The organism is Actinophytocola gossypii (assembly GCF_025165815.1).
In the GTDB taxonomy this organism is placed as follows: domain Bacteria; phylum Actinomycetota; class Actinomycetes; order Mycobacteriales; family Pseudonocardiaceae; genus Actinophytocola; species Actinophytocola gossypii.
Map to the genome: position 1 here is coordinate 194,887 of NZ_JAFFZE010000014.1, position 19,266 is coordinate 214,152.

The window sequence follows — 19,266 nt, forward strand, 5'->3', positions numbered from 1 at the left end:
GTCAGCAACGCGGTCAGGTACGGATGCCGGTCGCGGGGACCTGCTGCTCGCCAACCGGTCGGAACTGTCCACCCGCGACAGTGCGGTGCTCGTGGCGGCCGCGCTCGGCGTGGTCGCGAGCCCGTCGACCCATCGGGCCGACCGGAAGCGGAACGCGTCGTCCGCCGACTGCGTCCGGGCCGTGCTCACCGCCGACCTGCCGGCGGCACGAGGCGGACGACGCAGCGAACCGAAGGAGTCGGAGCTGCTCCCCCGCCGGGAACGTCTCCTGGCCGAAGCCGCGCGACTGTTCCACGAGCGCGGCTCCAGCGCGTACACGCACTTCACCGGCAAGGCCGAACTGCTCGCCGCCGCCTACTGCCGCGCGACCAGCCGGCTGGAACTCGTCCCCGCGGTGTACGTGAGAGCGAGAACCTGCCGGCGCCCGGCACGTCGACACGGGGGTGCACCTGGTCGCCGAATCCGAGGCGAGGACCGGCGCCCTGGTGCGCCGCGTGCTCCGGGTTCCATCGGATTGAAGGTTTTCGGCCTCGCGACTCGGGTACACGAGGTAGACCGGCTCGGGCAGGAGTCGTGACCCGGCCACGGACTTGTGGAGGCCGCCATGCTCAGTCATCACGAGGACCGTTCCCTCAGAGCGATCGAGCAGTGGTTCGAGAGCGACGATCCCGCGCTCGCCAGGATGTTCCGGACGCACGAGGAACCCGCGAAGCTCCACCAGCACCGGGTGGCCCGGATCGCCGTGGGCCTCGCCGGCGGCATCACGTTCGCGATCGGCGCCCTGGCCACCGTCGGCGTGCTGGTCGTACTGGGAACGCTCCTGATCTCCGTCGGCGTGTGCCTGCACCTGGTCGCTCGAAAGTCGTAGGCGGGGCACGTCATACCGGAAAGACTCCGGTGAGCCGTTGGGACGCCTCGCACAGGCGTCGTTGCAAGTCCGCGTCCTGTGCCCGGTCGCTGGCGGCCACGCGTTCCGGATAGCCGCGGACCTCGAACAGTCCGCCGGGGCCGTAGTACTCCCCGCTCCGAGCCAGGGGATCGGTGGCCGCGCGGAGTGTGGGCAGCGCGCCCATCGCCGGGATCCGCCCGAAAACGCGGGCGATCGCCGGGTTCGGAATCCGGAACCACGGTGAGGAGTAGCGGACAATCTCGGTACTGGCCCCGCCGGGATGAGCGGCCGGCGCGGCCGTTCCCGTGTCCCGCAGCCGCCGGCCGAGTTCATGGGTGAACAGCAGGTTGGCCAGTTTCGACGCGGCGTACGTGCGGGCGGGAACCAGGTCGTCGGGGTCAGTCCGGTCAAGGCGAAATGGCCGAGGTGGTTGACACCGAACTGGAGTCGAAGCCGTCCTCGGTCAAGCCGGTCACGCGGGCGTTGTTGACCAGCAGGTCTATCGGTCGTACCGCGCGCCGAGTGCGCGGGCCGCCGCGCGCACGGAGTCCAGTGACGCCAGGTCCAGTCGCACGATGTCGACGCCGACAGGTATCAACCGAGATCGCACACTGGATCGGTGGGGCGGGTGGGGCTCGAACCCACGGCCAAGGGATTATGAGTCCCCTGCTCTAACCGACTGAGCTACCGCCCCGGAATCACACGCGTGAGATGAGCTCGAACCTCGGGAGAGCTCGGGACGGACCGGGTATGTGTCCGCGGGACAAGATTACAGGGCACGGACTCGTACACCGCCTCAGACCCCGTCCCGTTCGGTGGCGATCAGTTGCGCGTACGGGATGCCGTCGCCGTACTTGGCGGTGACGCGGCAGATGACCCTGATCCGGCCCGGCCGCATCGGGTCGATTCCGTTGACCGCGTTGCGCAGGGTGCCTTCCGGGAAGGTGTCCTCACCCAGGGCACTGCACTCCTCGGCGAGCCGGCTGACGGACCAGTTGTGCTCCTCGAGCCACAACCGGATCCGATCCCGGTCGAGTTTTGGCATATGCAAAGTCTGCGGTCATCTGCGAGCCTTGTCAAACGGGGATACCTGCGTATCTGCGGCTGTGTGCGGATTTCTGCGAACAGTGTCCCAGTGGACCAGCAGCCTGGCGCCGGGTAGCCGTCGAGCACGTTCTGCGGCATTCTGCGGAACGTGACTCGCCGTGGACTGCACAGCAGCGACTACTCCGACCAAGCCCGCGCTCGCCTGGGAGAGGCCGTCGAGGCCGCCCGGCGCGCCCTGGGGTGCGAGACCCGTGCGCAGTTCGTGGCCGAGTCCGAGATCAAACTGCGCAGTCTCGAGAAGATCGAGGCCGGCGACAAGGGTGTCGGGCCGCGGGTGCTCGACCGGCTGCACCGCGCCCTACCCGGCTGGAACGCCGGCACAGTCCGGGAAATCCTGGAGGGCGGGCCGATCCCCGAACCCGTCGAGCGGCCGCTGTTCCGCCTGGACGTCCAGTGGCACACCCAGGACGAGATCAGCGCGCTGCTGGCGTCCAACGAACACGCCGCCGACGTGCTGGAGCGGCTCCTGCACTGGCACCGGGAGTTCGCGAAGAAGGGCCTGAACGGCGACGACCTGCTCGCCGTCGCCGGGGAAGCCCTCAGGAAGCGGTAGCCGAAAACCCGTAACCGGCCGACCTTCCGCGCGCCTCGACAGCCGCGCGGCCGACTCTTGACGACGCGCGACATCGCGCCGTAGTGTCCCCGATCACCTCCCATCGTTACGTATTAAGGACGGCAATGGCAGGCCAACGACGGTCCCCGACCCAGGTAGACGTAGCCCGTCGCGCTGGGGTGTCCCAGGCGACGGTTTCGCTGGTCATCAGCGGCGGCACCCTGGGCAACCAGGTCGCGGAGAGCACGCGGCAGGCGGTGCTCGAGGCGGCCGCGGAACTCGGGTACACGGTCAACGCCGCGGCGCGCAGCCTCAAGGGCGGCCGCAACCGCATGCTCGGCCTCTACACGTTCGAGCCCGTCTTCCCGGTGAACCAGCGTGACTTCTACTTCCCCTTCCTGCTCGGAGTGGAAGAGGCGACCGCCGCCTACGAGTACGACCTGCTGCTGTTCAGCTCGGCCGGCTCGGGTGGCGACCGTCGGATCTACGCCGGTGGGGTCAACAGGTTGAAGGTGGCCGACGGGTGCGTCCTGCTCGGCAGGCACCTGCATCGTGAAGACCTGGCCGAACTGGTCAAGGAGGACTTCCCGTTCGTCTTCGTCGGGCGGCGCGAGGTGCCCGGCGTTGAGTTGTCGTACGTGGCCGCCGACTACGTTGGCGCCACCAGCGACATGGTGACGACGCTGGCCCGGCTCGGGCACCGGCGGCTGGCCTATCTGAAGGTCACCGACGACACGGAATGGACCCGCGACCGCGAGGCCGGGTTCCGGCAGGGCCTCGCGACGGCCGGGATCCCGGACGACCAGGTCCGCGTCTTCGCCCTGGCCGAGAAGGCCGCCCTGACGGCGACCCAGCTGCGGGACTGGCTGGCGTCGGGGATCACCGCGGTGCTGGTGGAGCCAACCGACGACGACGGCGCGATCGTCGCTCTGGAGCGCGCGGCCGCCGAAGCGGGCGTGCGGATCCCCCAGGACGTCTCGGTGGCCGTGCTCGGTGATCCACCGCTCCAGGACGCGACCCGGCGCGACTGGACCCGGTTCACCCTTCCTCGTGAGCAGATGGGCCGGGAAGCGGTCCGGATCCTCCTGGAACTGCTGGACGACAACGCGAACGCGCGGCAGCTGTACCTGGACTGCACTCAGGTCCTCGGCGACTCGGTGGCGGAAGTTCCCGAACAGTCCTGACCGAGAACCATCACCAACGGAGGCACGAATGCAACGGGTCATTTCCTACGAGCGCGGCCTGGAGAAGTTCAATCCGTTGCGCAAGATCGTGACGTACGACGACTTCGACCACGGCTACAACGGTTGGCTGGACCTGACGCCGAACTTCGTCAACGACGACTACCGGCACCATCCGTCCGAAGTGGACCTGGCGAGTTGGGCACCGACGATGATCAGCGCGGCGCCGATGCGGTTCGCGGCCACCCACGGATCCATGGAAGGCACGTACTCGCTCAAGCTGAACACCAAACCGGTCGCCAACCGCTACGAGGAGAAACCGGCGAACGGAAGCATGGGCGTCGCCCTCAAGCGGCTCTCGAACTTCGACCCCACCATGCGGTACATCCAGATGGAGACGTGGTACGCCTACACCCCGCAGCAGGACCGGCTGGGGTTCGGCGAAGAGGACATGCGCGCGTTCGGGTTCTACTTCGACCTGCAGGATTCCGAATACCGCTGGATGCCCGGGGTGCGCTACGTGAACTCGGTGAACGGGCAGCTCACCAAGAAGTGGCAGTACTGGAAGGTCGCCGACGGGGTGACGAAGAAGGACTGGTGCTACGGCCGCGAGGACGGCTGGCAGCGACCGGGAATCGACAACCTCTGGTACGGGCGTCGCTTTCCCGACGGTTCGGCGGACGCCTTCCAATGGGTTCCCGACGGTGAGCAGGACCTGCTCTACAACGAGAGCCCCGACAAGATCAACTGGTTGTACCTCCGGCTACTGGTCGACTACCGGCGGCGCGAGTACGTCGAACTGCAGAGCATGGACCGGACCTTCGACCTGCGCGGTCTGACGCCGACGTTGTCCGAGCCCTACAAGAGCATCACCAACCTGATCAACCCCATCTTCTTCGTCGAGACGGACACGAATCGAAGCGTGAACCTCTTCCTCGACTCCGTTGTGTACTCCACGGACTGAGACCACCAGCACCACTGACAAACGTCGGCTGAGAAGGGCTGCTTCGTGCTCACATTTTCCACCTCGGTAATCGAACGTCGGCTCGAGATCAGGGCGGCGCACGCCACGCACCCGTTCGAGGCCGGTTGGGCCGGCGAAGCGGTCTTCTTCGTCCAGTTGGAGGGAACGCACCCGGAGTTGACCGTTCAGGCGCAGATCTCCCCGGACGGACTGCACTGGGTCGACCGAGGTGTCCCCAGCGTGATGTCGGCGGAGGACGAGATCGCCGCCATCGACCTGGTGAACTTCGGCGGATGGCTGCGTCTGGTCATCACCGGAGCGACCGAGGAACAGCCGGCGAAGGTGCTGGTGCACCTCGCCCTGAAGGGATGACCGGAAGGAGGGCGGACCGATGCTTCCCCAACTCGTGCGTCGACTCGGCCTCATGTTGTTCACCGTGTGGGGCGCGGTCAGCCTCACGTTCGTGATCCTCCGGCTCGCGCCAGGAGACCAGGCCACCGTCCAACTGGGACCGGAAGCCACCGCCGCCGACGTGGCCGCGTTGCGCACGGAACTCGGCCTCGATCGGCCGATGTTCACCCAGTACCTGGACTACCTGGGCGGTGCGATGACCGGTGACTTCGGTGAGTCGTACCGGTTCCGCGACTCGGCGATGACGATCATCCTCGACCGGTTCCCGGCCACCGTCGTGCTCGCGCTCACCGCGACCGCGCTGGCGTTGACGGTCGGCCTGATCCTGGGCATCCTGGCCGGCCGCTCGCCGGGACGACTCGCCGATCGCGTGATCTCCGGCATCACGCTGGTCATGCAGGCCATCCCGCCGTTCTGGTCGGGCATCATGCTGATCCTGCTCATGGCGTTGACCCTGCGACTCCTGCCGAGCGCGGGATCCGGCGACCTCGAGCATCTGGTGCTGCCCGCGGTCACCCTGGCGATCCCGTTCGCCGCTCTGATCGCGCGGATCACCCGCAGCAGCGTCGCGGAGGTCACCGCCGAGCCCTACATCCAGACCGCACGGTCCAAGGGACTGTCCGAGCGCGCCGTGCTGAGCCGGCACGCCATCCGCAACTCGGTGATCCCCGTGGTGACCATGGTGTCCCTGCACATCGGCACCCTGATGGGCGGCGCGGTCATCGTCGAGCAGGTCTTCGCGTGGGAAGGGGTCGGCTCGCTGCTGGTCAGCGCGGTCGGCAACCGCGACTACGCCATCGTCCAGGGCGCGACCGTGTTGTTCGCCATCGTCGTGGTGACGATGAACCTGCTCGCCGACGTCCTCAACGCCCGGCTGGACCCACGGATCCGTGCGGGGGTCACGTCATGACGGCGATGGGGCTGGTACACGACGCCACGGTGCCGGTGCCGGTGCGGACCGGGCGGAGCAGGGTGCGCCGGGTCGTCGGCGCCATCCCGATCGGGATCTTCGGTCTGTACGTGGTGGCCGCGGTACTCGGGCCGCTGTTCGTCGACTACTCCCCGGTGGGCGGGGACCTCGCCGACCGCCTGCTCGCCCCCGGCTCGGTCACGAGCGACGGCGGCACGGCCGTGTTCGGCACCGACGCGCTCGGCCGGGATCTGTTCGGTCAGGTCCTGTACGGCGCTCGCACGTCCGTGCTCATCGGCACGCTCGTCGTGCTGTTCAGCGGCCTGGTCGGCATCACGGTCGGCACCGTCGCCGGATATCGGGGAGGCACGACCGATCTCCTCGCGTCGCGCGTCATCGATGTGCTGCTCGCCTTCCCCGGCATCCTGCTCGCCATCGTCATCGCGGGGGTGTTCGACCGAAGCCTCGCGATCGTGGTCATCGCGCTCAGCGTCACCAACTGGATCGGCTTCGCGCGCCTCTCGCGTTCGATGGCCATGACCCTGCGGGAGCGTGACTGGGTCAAGTCGGCGACGGTGATGGGAGTCCGGCGCGGGCGCATCATCGCGCGGCACATCCTGCCGTTCATCGCCGGGCCGACGCTGGCACTCGCGACCATCGAGTTCGCGGGCGCCATCCTGGCCGAGGCCGCCCTGAGTTTCCTCGGGCTCGGCCTTCCGTCGGCATCGGTTTCCTGGGGACAGACGATCGCCTCAGGAAAGGAATATCTCGCCAGTGCCTGGTGGATCGCCGCCATTCCCGGAACAGCCCTCGCGGTGCTCGTCATCTGCGTCGGCTTCACCGGAGACCGGCTCACCCGCCACTTCGGCCGGCAGCAATAACGAACCCGAGCACAGCTCAGTGAGGAGCGAGGCAATGAGATCTCGACGGCACACCGCGATCGCGGTGACCGCACTCCTAGGTTTGTTCGCGACCACGGCATGTGGCGCCGGTTCCGCCGACGGCGGTGGCGCCACCGGCGGCGGGGAGATAGCCGTCGCCGGTCAGTTCCCCACCGAGTCCATCGATCCGAACGGAGCGTTGGCCATCGACGGCGGTACCCGGGTCGCGTCACTCCAGTTGTACAGCCCGTTGCTGGAAACGGTCGGCCCTGGCGAGTTCGACGGCAAGGCCGCGGAGAGCTGGGAGATCAACGACACCGCGACGGAGTTCACCTTCACGTTGCGCGACGGGATCACCTTCTCCGACGGCTCCCCGATCACCGGCCAGGACGTGGCCGCGTCGTTCGAGCGCACGGTGGCGGCCGACAGCCCGTTCTCGGCGAACTTCGTCGACGTCGGCGTGCAGGCGACCGACGACACGGTGACCTTCACCCCGGCCGCACCCGACCCGGCGCTGCTGGCCAAGCTGACCGGGGTCATGATCACCCCGGCCGAAGCCACCGAGGACAGCTACCTGGACAAGCCGGTGACCTCCGGTCCGTTCACGGTGGAGTCGTTCACCCCTGGCGGCGACCTCGTGATGGTCCCCAACGACAGGTACTGGGGAGAAAAGCCGACACTCGACCGGGTCACCATCCGGTCCATCCCCGAGGTCGCCGCGCGCGTCACCGCCCTGGAAACCGGGGAGCTCGACATCATCTGGGGCATCTCCGACGACCAGGTGACGCAGCTGAACGGCAACACCGAGGTCCAGGTCGTGTCCGCCACCGGTTCGGCGGTCACCACCATGTGGATGAACGCGTCGACGCCCGCGTTGGCGAAGGCCGAGGTGCGGCGCGCACTGTGGCAGGCGGTCGACTTCGACAAGAAGATCAAGGCGCTCTACCCGGAAAGCGGTGAGCCGGCCGACTCGGTCATCGCTCCCACGGTGTTCGGCTACGCGCCGCAGGAGCCCGTGACCTACGACCCCGACGCGGCGAAGCAGGCCCTCGTCGACGCGGGCTTCGACTTCGACACGACGTTGCGCTTCCACTTCTCGCAGGCGCAGTTCCGGCAGTGGGTGAAGTCGGTCGTGTCCGACCTCGCGGCCATCGGTGTCAAGGCCGAGGCACTGGAGAAGGAACAGGCCGTCTACACCGAGGACCTGTTGTCCCTGAACTGGGACATCAACATCCAGCAGGTCGGCACGCTCGGGCTGGACGCCTCGTACAACCTCGGCAGGCTCTACACCTGCGCCGCGGAGCGGACCGGGTACTGCAACCCGGAGCTGGACCGGATGCTGAAGCTGGCCGGGACCGCCGTCGACCCCGCCGAGCGGCAGGCGGCCTACGCCGACGCGACCGAGCTGATCTGGAACGAGGCGGTGGGCATGTACCCCATGTTCGTCAAGAACCTCTTCGCCACCCGTGCGTCGGTGTCCGGCTTCGAACCGGACGTCGAGGGGCTGCCGCGATTCGACACGGTTTCGGTTGATGAGTGACAGGCTCCCCGCATCGACCAGCACGGCCGTGATGCCGGAGCGGGCCAGGCAAGGGTCCGCCGGGACTCTCCGGGTCCGGGACCTGACGATCGCGCTGCCCGGCCCCCGGGGCATGGCCGACGTCGTCGACGGTGTCTCCTTCGACATGGTCGAAGGGCGCACGACCGGCCTGATCGGCGAGTCCGGGAGCGGGAAGTCGCTCACGGCGATGGCGTTGGTCGGCCTGATACCCGACACCGGTGTGGCGACCGGGCAGGTGCTCCTGGGCGAGGAGAACCTGCTCACGGCCGGCCGGGCGCGGATCCGGCAGATCCGGGGCGCGGAGATCTCGGTCGTGTTCCAGGACCCGTCGACCGCGCTCAACCCGACCATGACCATCGGTGACCAGGTCGGTGAGATCCTGCGGAGCCGGGGTCTGTCCCGGCGCCAGGCGCGGGAGCGGGCGGCCGACCTGCTCGACCACGTCGGAATTCCGGACGCGGCCGGTCGGGTGGGCGCCTACCCGCACGAGTTCTCCGGCGGGATGCGGCAACGCGCGATGATCGCCCTGGCGCTGGCCGGCCGGCCGAGGTTCGTTCTTGCCGACGAACCGACGACCGCGCTGGACGTCACCGTGCAGGCCAGGATCCTCGACCTGCTCGGCCGCCTCCGCGACGAGGACAACCTGTCCATGCTGCTGGTCAGCCACGACCTGCGGGTGATGTCGCACGTGGCCGACGACCTCGTGGTCATGTACGCGGGCCGGGTCTGCGAGCGCGGCCCGGCGAAAGCGGTGCTCAACCGGCCGCTGCACCCCTACACCGACGCTCTGGTGCGCAGTGTGCCGTCGGTGCGGGTCAGGTCGGCGATCGCCGACCCGTTGCCGGGCAGCCCGGCGAACCCGTTCGACCGGCCGGCCGGCTGCCCGTTCCACCCGCGCTGTCCCCGCGCGGAGGACCGATGCCGGACGGAGGTGCCGGAGTTGCGGGAGATCGCGCCGGGACGGGTCAGTGCGTGCCACTTCGCGGAGCTCGCGCAGCGAACACCGGACACAGTCGCCGAGGAGCTGCGATGACGGCCGCCACCGGCCTGCGGGTCGCGGATCTCACCGTGACCTATCCCGGGCCCCGCACCAGCGGTTTTCGTCGACAGTCGTCGATCACCGCGGTACGCGGCGTGAGTCTCGACGTCGCGCCGGAGGAGACCGTCGCGCTCGTCGGTGAGTCGGGGTCCGGTAAGTCCACGATCGCCCGCGCGATCGTGGGGCTGGTGGCTCCGTCGGGCGGTGCGGTCGAGTTCGACGGCGCGCCGCTGTCGAACCGGCGTGACCGGTTGGCACGGCGGAACATCGCGATGATCTTCCAGGATCCCCGGTCCGCGCTGAACCCGCGCATGTCGGCGGAGGCGTCCATCGTCGAAGCCTGGCGGGCACACCCCGAAGCCGCGCCGGAGGGCGTGCGCCGTGACCCCCGGCGGCGACGGGAGGCCGTGGTCGACCTGCTGGCCCAGGTCGGGCTCGATCCCGACGTCGCGGGGAAACGTCCGACGGCCTTGTCGGGCGGACAGTGCCAGCGGGTGAGCATCGCTCGCGCGCTGGCCCTGCGGCCACGGTTGCTCATCTGCGACGAGGCGGTGTCGGCCCTCGACGTCTCCGTTCAGGCGCAGGTGCTGCAACTGCTGGTGCGGGTGCGCGAGGCGCGCTCGCTCTCGATGCTCTTCATCACCCACGACCTCGGCGTCGTCCGTCAGGTCGCCGACCGCGTCGCGGTCATGCGCCGGGGCGAACTGGTCGAGAACGCCGACGCGCAGACGCTGTTCTCCGCACCACGACACGACTACACCAAGGAACTTCTCGCCGCCGCCGTCGACCTCGACGTGAGCGGCTGACTTCACGGCACGTCCTCGTCCGCAGACAGACCAGACCGCAAGGAGAAGGACACATGACCGATCGACTCAACAGGCGCGCGATGATCCGTACGGCGGCGGGCGCGGGGGTCGCGGGGGTCGGCGGGCTCGCACTCGGTGGCTCGGCACAGGCCGAATCGGCACCACCGAGTCTGGTCAACGACGACGGCACTCCCGTCCTCACGCCCCAGCAGTTCGGCGCGGTCGCCGACGGAGAGGCCGACGACACCGCGGCGATCCAGGCCGCTATCGACGCGGCCGGTCCGCAGCGGAACAAGATCGTGGTGTTCCCGCCCGGGCTGTACAAGGTCACGTCGACCCTCGTGGTTCCGGACAACGAGTACGAGTTCCCCGACTCGAACCTGAACCGGTTCGTGATGCGCGGATACGGCATGTTCGGTGAGGAGCCGTCGAAGATCCGCTTCCACCACGACGGTATCGGCATCCGGTGGCAGGCGTCGCTCGGCGGAATCCACGGCATGGCCTTCGACGCACCGAGGAAGACGTCGAACAACGTCGGCATCCACGTCGAGCGGACCGCGAACACCGACGACACCGACATCACGATCGTCGAAACCTCGTTCCTGCGCTTCAACCGCGCGGTCGTGAGCGTGGGCCGCGGGTTCCTGTTCACGAAGAACAAGGTCGCCGTCTGCACCACGGGCGTCGACATCTCCTGGCCCACGGAAGGGACCCAGCCGGGAAGCGGTCCGGTCCACCTCCCGCCCTACGGCCTGCGCAAGTGGCTGATCACCGACAACCACTTCCACTCGAACTTCGACGCGATCGTGTTCCACGGCGCCCCCGACGCCGACTTCCGCGGTGCGGTGATCAGCAACAACCTGCTCGACATCGGCCGCAGGCTGTTCAAGGGCAGCCTCACCAACTCGACCATCAGCGGCAACGTGATCGAGAACGGCACCGGGAACGCGATCATCGAGGTCGACTCCGGCGGACACAACCTCACCATCAGCGGCAACGTGATCGGCGGGTTCGACACCACGCCGGGCGCGTGGGAGCCGCCCCGCTACGCGATCCTCTTCGCCAGCGGGGTGTCCGCGAAGAACGTCACGATCTCGGCGAACTCGTTCAACTGGATCCGCGGCTCCGCGATCGGGTTCGAGCAGTCCGCCGAGAAGATCACCATCACGGACAACTCGTTCGACAACTGGAACCTGAGCAACTCGACCGTCCACGGCGCCGTCATCGCGCACGACGACGCCACCCGGTTCGCGATCCTCGGCAACGTCATCTCGGCCAACCGGCGCCCGTCCGGACTGCCGATCCGGGTCACCGGCGCGCTGCGGGCGTCCAACGTGGTCGGCAACGTGTTCGAGCAGGACGGTCTGGTCGACGCGGGAACGATCAGTGCCGACTCGTTCGTCGAGTCCGAGCCGGGCCGGTTCACGAGGGTCGAGCTGGCCGCGGCGAAGAACGCCGCGATGCGCGTGCACAGCACGGCCACGGAAGGTGTCACCGCGGGCAACAGCTACGGCGGCTACCTCGTCCAGAGCGCGCTGCCGGACGGGTCGGGCCCCGGGGTCAAGGGCGGCGTGGAGGTGGTCGCCGTGAACGCGTCCGGCTCGGCGGCCACCAACCTCCTGTGCGCCACGAACTCCACGAACGAGGTGGTCGCGTTCCAGGCCAGCGTCACCGGACTCGTCCCGCCGACGGACAACACCCGGGACATCGGCAGCGCGGACGCGAGCATCCGGACGGTGTTCGCCCACGCCACCCGGCTGCGTCCGTACAAGGCGGGAGACCTGCCCCCGGCAGCCGACGCGCGGGGCACGCTCATCAGCGTCGAGGACGGTCACGACGGCAAGCCATGCCTGGCCATGTCCGACGGCACGTCGTGGCGCCGCGTGCCCCTGAGCAACTCGATCGCATGAGTGCGGACGTGACCTCGGCCCCGTGGTGGCGGGACGCGGTGATCTATCAGCTCTACATCCAGTCGTTCGCCGACGGCAACGGCGACGGCATCGGCGACATCGCCGGGTTGCGCGGCAGGATCGGCTACCTGTCCCGGCTCGGAGTCGACGCCATCTGGATCACGCCGTGGTTCCGGTCACCGCTGCGCGACGCGGGCTACGACGTCTCCGACTACCGCGCCATCCATCCCCGGTACGGGGACGTGGCCGGGGGCCGGGAGCTGATCGAGGAGTGTCACGCGGCTGGGATCCGGGTCGTTCTCGACATCGTCCCCAACCACACCTCGTCGGATCATCCGTGGTTCGCCGAGGCGCTGCGTTCACCGCCGGGATCAGCGGCACGGGCCCGCTACCACTTCCGCACCGGCCGGGACGGGGGACGGCGCCCGCCCAACGACTGGCTGAGCGTGTTCGGCGGTCCGGCCTGGACCCGGGTCGAGGACGGCGAGTGGTACCTGCACCTGTTCGACTCCGCGCAGCCCGATCTCAACTGGGACAGCGAGGAGGTGCGGTCGGAGTTCGAGGACATCCTGCGGTTCTGGTTCGACCTCGGTGTCGACGGGTTCCGGATCGACGTGGCCACCGCGCTGGTCAAGGCACCCGGGCTGCCGGACCTCGGGTATCCCGACGGCGCGTTCCTCGCCGACCTGACCCGTCCGAACCACCCGCACCGGGACCGCGACGAGGTCCACGACATCTACCGAAGCTGGCGCAAGCTCGCCGACTCCTACGATCCGCCGCGCATGTTCGCCGCGGAGGCCTGGCTCGACGACGCGGAGCGGCTGTCGCGGTACGTCCGGCCCGACGAGCTGCACACCACGCTGAACCTGCACTACCTGAAGTCGGCGTGGGCCGCGCCGGACCTGCGCCGGGCCATCGACACGTCGATCGCGGCCACGTCGTCGGTCGGGGCGCCCACCACCTGGGGGCTGTCCAACCACGACGTCGAACGGGTCGCCACCCGGTACGGCCGCGCCGACACCCGTCGCCGCGCCGGAGTGTCCGCGCCGGAACTCGGTCCGGTCGACGAGCACCTCGGCCGCCGCCGGGCCAGGGCAGCGGCACTGCTGACGCTCGCGTTGCCCGGCAGTGCGTACATCTACCAGGGCGAGGAACTCGGCCTGACCGACGCGGACGTACCCGAGCACGCACGGCAGGACCCCATCTGGTTCCGGTCCGGGGGCAGCCGCCCCGGCCGGGACGGCGCCCGGGTTCCGTTGCCGTGGACCGAGGACGGCGGCTCGTACGGATTCGGCGACAACGGGGCCTGGCTGCCGCAGCCCGAGGGGTGGGGAAACCACGCGGTGTCGGTCCAGGACGGCGACGACTCGTCGTTCCTGGAGCTGTACCGGACCGCGTTGGCACTTCGGCGCTCCCACCCGGCGTTGGGTGGCACGAGCGATGTGCACTGGTGCGACGCGCCGAACGACGACGTCCTGGTGTTCACCCGCGCCCCCGGCTTCGGCTGCGTGGTCAACTTCGGTTCGGCACCGGTGCCGATCCCACTTCGCGGCCGCGTTCTCCTGTCCAGTGACACCAGTGACAACAGCGATGGCGAGGGTGCGGTGCAGCCGGACGGCGCGGTCTGGCTGGACCTCGACCCCACCAGTGAGGGAAGCGGTACGACGTGACGGATGAACATGGGACCAGCGCGGACGTTCTGATCGTCGGGGGCGGTGTCGGCGGTGTCGCCGCGGCTCTCGCGGCGTTGCGTCGTGGCCGGTCGGTGATCGTGACCGAGGAGTACGACTGGCTCGGCGGCCAGCTCACCAGCCAGGCCGTCCCGCCGGACGAGCACAAGTGGATCGAGCAGTTCGGCTGCACGCGTGGCTACCGGGCGTTCCGGGAGGGCGTGCGGGACTACTACCGCACGTGGTACCCGCTGACCGGGGCCGCGCGGCGGCAACCGGATCTGAACCCGGGGTTGGGCCGGGTGAGCCGCCTCTGTCACGAACCACGGGTCGCCGTCGCGGTGCTGGAGGGAATGCTGGCGCCGTACCGCTCGGCCGGGAAGCTGCGAACCCTGACCGGTCACCGTGCCGTCGCCGCGCACGTCGACGGCGACCGGGTCACGGCCGTGACGGTCCGGTCCCGCTCCGGCGAGGAGCTGACCATCGAGGCGCCGTACGTCCTCGACGCCACCGAGCTCGGTGACCTGCTGCCGCTGGCGGGTGTCGAGCACGTGATCGGGTTCGAGTCGCGGGCCGAGACCGGCGAGCCGAGTGCGCCGAGCGAGGCACAGCCGCTCAACCAGCAGGCGTTCTCGTGGGTGTTCGCCGTGGAGCACCACGACGGCGCGGACTTCACCATCGACCGCCCGGACACCTACGGCTTCTGGCGCGAGTACCAGCCGGACTACTGGCCCGACCGGATGCTCAGCCTCAACGCGCCGCACCCGAGGACGCTGGTGGCGACCCCCCGGACGTTCGTGCCGCATCCGGCGGCCGGTCCGATCGTCGCCGACCAGAGCAAGGAGGGCGGCGACATCGACCTGTGGCTGTTCCGCCGCATCTTCGCCCGCGAGCAGTACGCGCCGGGATTCGCGGCCAGCGACGTCACCGTCGTCAACTGGCCGATGATCGACTACCTCCCCGGGCCGCTGCTCGGGGTCACCGACGACGAACGTGCCAAGCACCTGGAGGGCGCCCGGCAGCTCTCGTTCAGCATGCTCTACTGGCTGCAGACCGAGGCGCCGCGACCCGACGGCGGTACCGGCTGGCCGGGGCTGCGGTTGCGCCCCGACGTGATGGGCACCGAGGACGGCCTGGCCATGGCGCCCTACATCCGGGAGTCCCGCCGGATCCGCGCACGGACCACGATCGTCGAGCAGGACCTGTCGATGACGGTACGCGGTGACGCGGGCGCGGTGACGTATCCGGACTCGGTTGGCGTGGGGATGTACCGGATCGACCTGCACCCCTCCACCGGCGGCGACAACTACCTCGACGTGCCGAGCAGCCCGTTCCAGATCCCGCTGGGTGCGCTGCTGCCGGTGCGGATGCGCAACGTCCTCGCGGCGGGCAAGAACATCGGTACGACCCACATCACCAACGGCTGCTACCGGCTGCACCCGGTCGAGTGGAACATCGGCGAGGCCGCGGGGGCGCTGGCGGCGCACTGCCTCACGAACTCGCTCACCCCGGAGCAGGTCCGAGACGACTCCCGGCTGCTCGAGTCGTTCCAGAGCGAACTGGTCGCCGACGGGTTCGAGCTCGCCTGGCCCGAGATCCGGGGATACTGAGCATGATCGACGGGTCCGCACTGCTCGCCGGGGTGACCGTTCCGCTCGTCACCCCGATGGACGAGACCGGCCGCCCGGACGCGGAGCACGCCACGAAGCTGCTCGCGGCGCTGCACGCCGCCGGAGTCGAGAAGCTGATGCTGCTGGGCAGCAACGGCGAGGGTCCGCTGCTGCCGACCTCGGTGGTCGGGCCGTTCGTGGCCGGGGTCACCGCGCGGTGGCGGTCGCTGACCGGCGGCGGCGTGGTCACGGTGAACGTCACGGCGGCGGGCACCCTCGACGCGCTCGAACGGGCGTCGATCGCGGCGGACGCGGGTGCCGACGCGCTGGTGATGAGCCCGCCGATCTACTTCCACCATCGCGCGGACGAGATCGTGGCCCACTACGCGGCCCTCGGCACGGTCGGGCTGCCGGTGGTCGCGTACAACGCACCGCGCTACAGCAACCCGCTGACCCGCGACCTGGTCGGCGCTCTCCTCGACCTCGACCACCTCGTCGGGATCAAGGACAGCTCCGGTGACGTCGAGTTCTTCGGCGACCTCGTCGAGCTGGCCGGGAGCAGGGCGGGCTTCGCCGTCGGCCAGGGCGCGGAGACCCAGCTCGACACCGCCCTGGGCCTCGGTGCCGACGGGATCGTCCCCGGTGTCGCCAACATCGCCCCCGCCCTGTCCGTCCGGCTGGTCGCCGCGCACGAAGCCGGTGACCACGACGAGGTGCGGCGGCTCCAGACGTTGCACACCGGGCTCACCGCGCTGCACGCGATCCGCCGGGGAACGGCCGGCGTCAAGGCGGTCCTGGCACTACGGAACCTGTGCCCGCCCCACGTGGCCCCACCCCTGCTGCCGAGCGAGCCCGCCGAGCGCGACGCGCTTCTGGAGTTCGTCGCCACGCACGAGGACCACCTGCTCCGGGAACACCATGAGTGACCAGCACGCCAGGCCGAACGTCGTCCTGGTCGTGATGGACGACCTCGGTTACGGCGACCTGAGCTGTATGGGGAACCCGATCCTGCGCACCCCGCGGATCGATTCCGTCGCCGGCGACGGGATCACGATGCGGCACATGTACGCGACGTCGTCGGTGTGCACACCGTCGCGCGCGGCGTTGCTGACCGGCCGCTACCCGCAACGCGTCGGGCTGCCGAAGGTGTTGGCTCCCGAGCACGGCACCGGGTTGTCGTCCTTCGAGTACACGCTTCCGGCGATGATGCGTGACGTGGGCTACCGGACGGCGATGTTCGGCAAGTGGCATCTCGGGTGCCGGCCGGAGCACTACCCGACCCGGCACGGTTTCGACGAGTACGCGGGACTGCTGTACAGCAACGACATGCACCCGATCGAGATGTTCGAGGGGGACCGGGTCTCGACCGCCGAGGTCGACCAGGCCGCGCTGACCGCCGCGTACACCGATCAGGCCGTCGACTTCATCTCCCGGAACGCCGACGGGCCGTTCTTCGTGTATCTGGCGTACACGATGCCGCACATCCCGCTCCACGTGGAGGACGAGTTCGCCGGCCGGTCCGCGGGCGGCAGGTACGGCGACGTCGTGGAGAGCCTGGACCACCACATCGGCCGCGTCCTCGACACCCTCGACGACCTCGGCCTGGCCGACGACACGCTCGTCATGGTGACGAGCGACAACGGGCCGTGGTTCGAGGGCAGTACCGGTGGGTTGCGTGGGAACAAGCTGCACACCTACGAGGGGGGCATCCGGGTTCCGTTCGTCGCGCGCTGGCCGGGGCGGATCCCGGCGGGCACGAACTCCGACGAACCCGTGTGCTTGTTCGACCTGCTGCCGACCCTCGCCGCACTGGCGGGTGGCACGGTGCCGCCGGACCGGCCGGTCGACGGCGTCGACATCTCGTCGGTGCTCACCGGGGGGACCGCGCCGGAGCCGCGGGCGTTGTACTTCTTCCACTGGTGGACGCTCAACGCGGTCCGGGAGGGCCCGTGGAAACTTCACCTCGATCGCCATCCGCGTGACCTGAACCGGGCGCAGGGCAAGGAGTTGCCGCAGCTGTTCAACCTGGAGCTGGACCCGGGCGAGTGCTACGACCTCGGCCACGGTCACCCCGAGGTCGTCGAGCGCCTCACCGAGCTGGGAAGGCGGTTCGAGACCGAGATCGCCGGGCAACGTCTGGCCGCGGAAGCCCGCGCGGCCGGCCGGGTCAGCCCGACCTCGGCCGCGCCGTCCTGACGTTCACGTCGCGGAAGTGCGCTGTCATCGCGACCTCCGCGCGTGCCGGGTCCCGCTCGCGGAGCGCGTCGACGATCGCCCGGTGCCGGCGTACGGTCCGCGCCGGGTCCGGGTCGGCGTCGAGCCGGTGGCCGACCCGGTGGAAGACGTCCCAGAACGCCCGCAGCAGCTGGGTCACCAGCGAGTTGTTCAGCGAGCGGTACAGCACCTCGTGGAACTCCCGGTCCTCGTCGGCGAAGGTCCCGCCGGACTCGGCCCGTTCGTTCATCCGGCGGACGATCTCGTCGAGCGTGGCGAGGTCCGCCTCCGGAACCTCGGCGGCGACGCGTCGGATCAGCGCGTTCTCCAGCGCCTCGCGCACCTCGAGGATTTCCGCCAGCGACCGCAGGTCACGGCCGATGTCCCGCAGCGCGCGGAAGGTCAGCCCGTCGGCGAGCGGGTCGAGGGACAGGCGGCCGACGTAGGTGCCGAAGCCGTGCCGGATCTCCACGATGTCGAGTGCCTGCAGTGCCTTGAGTGCCTCGCGGACCGAGTTGCGGCTCACACCGAGCGCATCGACCAGTTCGGTCTCGGTCGGCACCGGGTCACCGGGCCCGAGGCCGCGGCTGAGGATGAGCCCGGTGATCTCGTCCCGGATCGCCCGGCTCACAGCAGGCCGGCTTCGTCCAGCCGCCGCCGCACGGCGGCACGCTCCGTGTCGTTCAACGGAATCATCGGCCGGCTCGTCGTCGCGGACGCGATCACGCCGCGCGCGCGGAGACCTTCCTTGAACGCACCGATGGCGGAGGAGTACGGGCCCATCCTCGTTCCACCGACGCGGATCATGCGGAACAGCCGCCGCAGCCGCGCCTGCTCGGCGCGCGCGGTGTCCCAGTCCGCCCGGCCCGCCGCGTCGAACAACCGCAGGTACCCGTGCGGGTCGACGTTGCCGATGCCGGGAACCAGCCCGTGTGCGCCGATGAACAGACCGAGGTCGGCGAGGGTCTCCGAGCCGGAGAAACACCGGAACCCGTCCGCCTCCGTGGACTCCAGCACGGCCCGCAGGCCGTCCAGGTCGCCGCTGGAGTCCTTCAGCGCGACGATCGTGCCGTCCTCGGCGAGGTCGGCGACGACGTCGGTGGGCAGTTTGCTGCCGACCGAACTCGGGATGTCGTAGGCGACGAGCGGCAGGTCGACCGCCGCCCGGATGGCCCTGAAGTGGCCGCCGAACTCCGAGGGGTGCGTCGGCACGTAGAACGGCGCCGTGGCGACGAGCGCGTCGGCGCCGGCGGCCTCGGCCGCCCGCGCGTGTTCGATCACCCGGGGCGTCGTGGTGTCGATGACCCCGGCGAGCACCGGCACCTGCCCGGCGGCCACGCCGGCTACCACGTCCAGTGCCCGGTACCGCACGTCGTCCGGGAGGTAGGCGACCTCGCCGGTCGACCCCGTGACGAACAGGCCGTGCACGCCGGCGTCGAGCAGGAAGGCCGCGAGGCGTTCGAGCGACGGCACGTCCAGTTCCCGTTCCGCGGTCAGCGGGGTGCACACGGGAGGGACAACGCCCCCTACGAGCTGTGTCACAGGCTTCTCCCAAGACGT

18 protein-coding genes and 1 tRNA gene are annotated in these 19,266 nt (G+C 69.6%); 15 read left to right on the forward strand and 4 right to left on the reverse strand.

Going from position 1 to position 19,266, the window contains the following annotated elements; all coding sequences use genetic code 11:
* Positions 1–604 precede the first annotated feature (604 nt).
* Complete coding sequence (locus JT362_RS17365) at positions 605–868, forward strand: DUF3040 domain-containing protein (protein ID WP_260192260.1); 264 nt, start codon at positions 605–607, stop codon at positions 866–868.
* 641 nt (positions 869–1,509) lie between these two features.
* Here the strand turns inward: JT362_RS17365 and JT362_RS17370 are convergent.
* A tRNA-Ile gene (locus tag JT362_RS17370) sits at positions 1,510–1,583 on the reverse strand.
* Positions 1,584–1,685: 102 nt separating this feature from the next.
* Positions 1,686–1,934 (reverse strand): hypothetical protein, encoded by a 249-nt coding sequence (locus JT362_RS17375; protein ID WP_260192261.1) that lies wholly within the window; start codon positions 1,932–1,934, stop codon positions 1,686–1,688.
* A gap of 150 nt (positions 1,935–2,084) precedes the next feature.
* Between JT362_RS17375 and JT362_RS17380 the strand changes: the two genes are divergently transcribed.
* The 14 genes from JT362_RS17380 to JT362_RS17445 all read left to right on the forward strand — a co-directional run bounded on the left by JT362_RS17380 (position 2,085) and on the right by JT362_RS17445 (position 17,688).
* A complete protein-coding gene (locus JT362_RS17380; RefSeq protein ID WP_260192262.1) occupies positions 2,085–2,549 on the forward strand; it encodes a hypothetical protein in 465 nt (154 codons plus the stop codon).
* 125 nt (positions 2,550–2,674) lie between these two features.
* Positions 2,675–3,733 (forward strand): LacI family DNA-binding transcriptional regulator, encoded by a 1,059-nt coding sequence (locus JT362_RS17385; protein WP_260192263.1) that lies wholly within the window; start codon positions 2,675–2,677, stop codon positions 3,731–3,733.
* Positions 3,734–3,761: 28 nt separating this feature from the next.
* On the forward strand, positions 3,762–4,694 hold the full coding sequence (locus JT362_RS17390; protein ID WP_260192264.1) for a DUF6772 family protein: 933 nt from the start codon (positions 3,762–3,764) through the stop codon (positions 4,692–4,694).
* Between the two features lie 45 nt (positions 4,695–4,739).
* On the forward strand, positions 4,740–5,066 hold the full coding sequence (locus tag JT362_RS17395; RefSeq protein ID WP_260192265.1) for a DUF6385 domain-containing protein: 327 nt from the start codon (positions 4,740–4,742) through the stop codon (positions 5,064–5,066).
* Positions 5,067–5,085: 19 nt separating this feature from the next.
* Positions 5,086–6,015, forward strand: a complete 930-nt coding sequence (locus JT362_RS17400; RefSeq protein WP_260192266.1) for an ABC transporter permease — start codon at positions 5,086–5,088, stop codon at positions 6,013–6,015.
* A 62-nt stretch (positions 6,016–6,077) separates the two neighbouring features.
* Positions 6,078–6,896, forward strand: a complete 819-nt coding sequence (locus JT362_RS17405) for an ABC transporter permease (RefSeq protein ID WP_260192267.1) — start codon at positions 6,078–6,080, stop codon at positions 6,894–6,896.
* A gap of 34 nt (positions 6,897–6,930) precedes the next feature.
* Complete coding sequence (locus JT362_RS17410; RefSeq protein WP_260192268.1) at positions 6,931–8,436, forward strand: ABC transporter substrate-binding protein; 1,506 nt, start codon at positions 6,931–6,933, stop codon at positions 8,434–8,436.
* Positions 8,429–9,490 carry an ABC transporter ATP-binding protein gene (locus JT362_RS17415; RefSeq protein ID WP_260192269.1) on the forward strand — a complete coding sequence of 354 codons (1,062 nt, stop codon included), beginning with the start codon at positions 8,429–8,431 and terminating at the stop codon, positions 9,488–9,490. Before JT362_RS17410 ends, JT362_RS17415 begins: the two co-directional genes overlap by 8 nt.
* Positions 9,487–10,302, forward strand: a complete 816-nt coding sequence (locus JT362_RS17420; protein ID WP_260192270.1) for an ATP-binding cassette domain-containing protein — start codon at positions 9,487–9,489, stop codon at positions 10,300–10,302. Before JT362_RS17415 ends, JT362_RS17420 begins: the two co-directional genes overlap by 4 nt.
* A gap of 53 nt (positions 10,303–10,355) precedes the next feature.
* Positions 10,356–12,212: a glycosyl hydrolase family 28-related protein gene (locus tag JT362_RS17425; RefSeq protein ID WP_260192272.1), complete on the forward strand. Its 1,857-nt coding sequence runs from the start codon at positions 10,356–10,358 to the stop codon at positions 12,210–12,212.
* Entirely contained in the window at positions 12,209–13,882 is a 1,674-nt protein-coding gene (locus JT362_RS17430) for a glycoside hydrolase family 13 protein (protein ID WP_260192273.1), read from the forward strand. Before JT362_RS17425 ends, JT362_RS17430 begins: the two co-directional genes overlap by 4 nt.
* On the forward strand, positions 13,879–15,492 hold the full coding sequence (locus JT362_RS17435; protein ID WP_260192274.1) for an FAD-dependent oxidoreductase: 1,614 nt from the start codon (positions 13,879–13,881) through the stop codon (positions 15,490–15,492). The genes JT362_RS17430 and JT362_RS17435 overlap by 4 nt, the downstream gene beginning before the upstream one ends.
* Positions 15,493–15,494: 2 nt before the next feature.
* Positions 15,495–16,418: a dihydrodipicolinate synthase family protein gene (locus JT362_RS17440; RefSeq protein ID WP_260192275.1), complete on the forward strand. Its 924-nt coding sequence runs from the start codon at positions 15,495–15,497 to the stop codon at positions 16,416–16,418.
* Positions 16,411–17,688, forward strand: a complete 1,278-nt coding sequence (locus JT362_RS17445) for a sulfatase family protein (RefSeq protein ID WP_260192276.1) — start codon at positions 16,411–16,413, stop codon at positions 17,686–17,688. The genes JT362_RS17440 and JT362_RS17445 overlap by 8 nt, the downstream gene beginning before the upstream one ends.
* Here JT362_RS17445 and JT362_RS17450 read toward each other — a convergent pair.
* Both JT362_RS17450 and JT362_RS17455 read right to left on the reverse strand, forming a co-directional pair.
* Entirely contained in the window at positions 17,660–18,337 is a 678-nt protein-coding gene (locus JT362_RS17450) for a FadR/GntR family transcriptional regulator (RefSeq protein ID WP_260192277.1), read from the reverse strand. The genes JT362_RS17445 and JT362_RS17450 overlap by 29 nt on opposite strands.
* Positions 18,334–19,248 carry a dihydrodipicolinate synthase family protein gene (locus JT362_RS17455; RefSeq protein ID WP_260192279.1) on the reverse strand — a complete coding sequence of 305 codons (915 nt, stop codon included), beginning with the start codon at positions 19,246–19,248 and terminating at the stop codon, positions 18,334–18,336. Before JT362_RS17455 ends, JT362_RS17450 begins: the two co-directional genes overlap by 4 nt.
* Between the last annotated feature and the right edge of the window lie 18 nt (positions 19,249–19,266).

Excerpts from the sequence above, each read along its gene's own strand:
- JT362_RS17375 (WP_260192261.1), bottom strand. The coding sequence starts at position 1,934 with ATGCCAAAACTCGACCGGGATCGGATCCGGTTGTGGCTCGAGGAGCAC.
- JT362_RS17415 (WP_260192269.1), top strand. The coding sequence starts at position 8,429 with ATGAGTGACAGGCTCCCCGCATCGACCAGCACGGCCGTGATGCCGGAG.
- JT362_RS17390 (WP_260192264.1), top strand. The coding sequence starts at position 3,762 with ATGCAACGGGTCATTTCCTACGAGCGCGGCCTGGAGAAGTTCAATCCG.
- JT362_RS17440 (WP_260192275.1), top strand. The coding sequence starts at position 15,495 with ATGATCGACGGGTCCGCACTGCTCGCCGGGGTGACCGTTCCGCTCGTC.
- JT362_RS17445 (WP_260192276.1), top strand. The coding sequence starts at position 16,411 with ATGAGTGACCAGCACGCCAGGCCGAACGTCGTCCTGGTCGTGATGGAC.
- JT362_RS17410 (WP_260192268.1), top strand. The coding sequence starts at position 6,931 with ATGAGATCTCGACGGCACACCGCGATCGCGGTGACCGCACTCCTAGGT.
- JT362_RS17430 (WP_260192273.1), top strand. The coding sequence starts at position 12,209 with ATGAGTGCGGACGTGACCTCGGCCCCGTGGTGGCGGGACGCGGTGATC.
- JT362_RS17425 (WP_260192272.1), top strand. The coding sequence starts at position 10,356 with ATGACCGATCGACTCAACAGGCGCGCGATGATCCGTACGGCGGCGGGC.
- JT362_RS17385 (WP_260192263.1), top strand. The coding sequence starts at position 2,675 with ATGGCAGGCCAACGACGGTCCCCGACCCAGGTAGACGTAGCCCGTCGC.
- JT362_RS17420 (WP_260192270.1), top strand. The coding sequence starts at position 9,487 with ATGACGGCCGCCACCGGCCTGCGGGTCGCGGATCTCACCGTGACCTAT.
- JT362_RS17400 (WP_260192266.1), top strand. The coding sequence starts at position 5,086 with ATGCTTCCCCAACTCGTGCGTCGACTCGGCCTCATGTTGTTCACCGTG.
- JT362_RS17365 (WP_260192260.1), top strand. The coding sequence starts at position 605 with ATGCTCAGTCATCACGAGGACCGTTCCCTCAGAGCGATCGAGCAGTGG.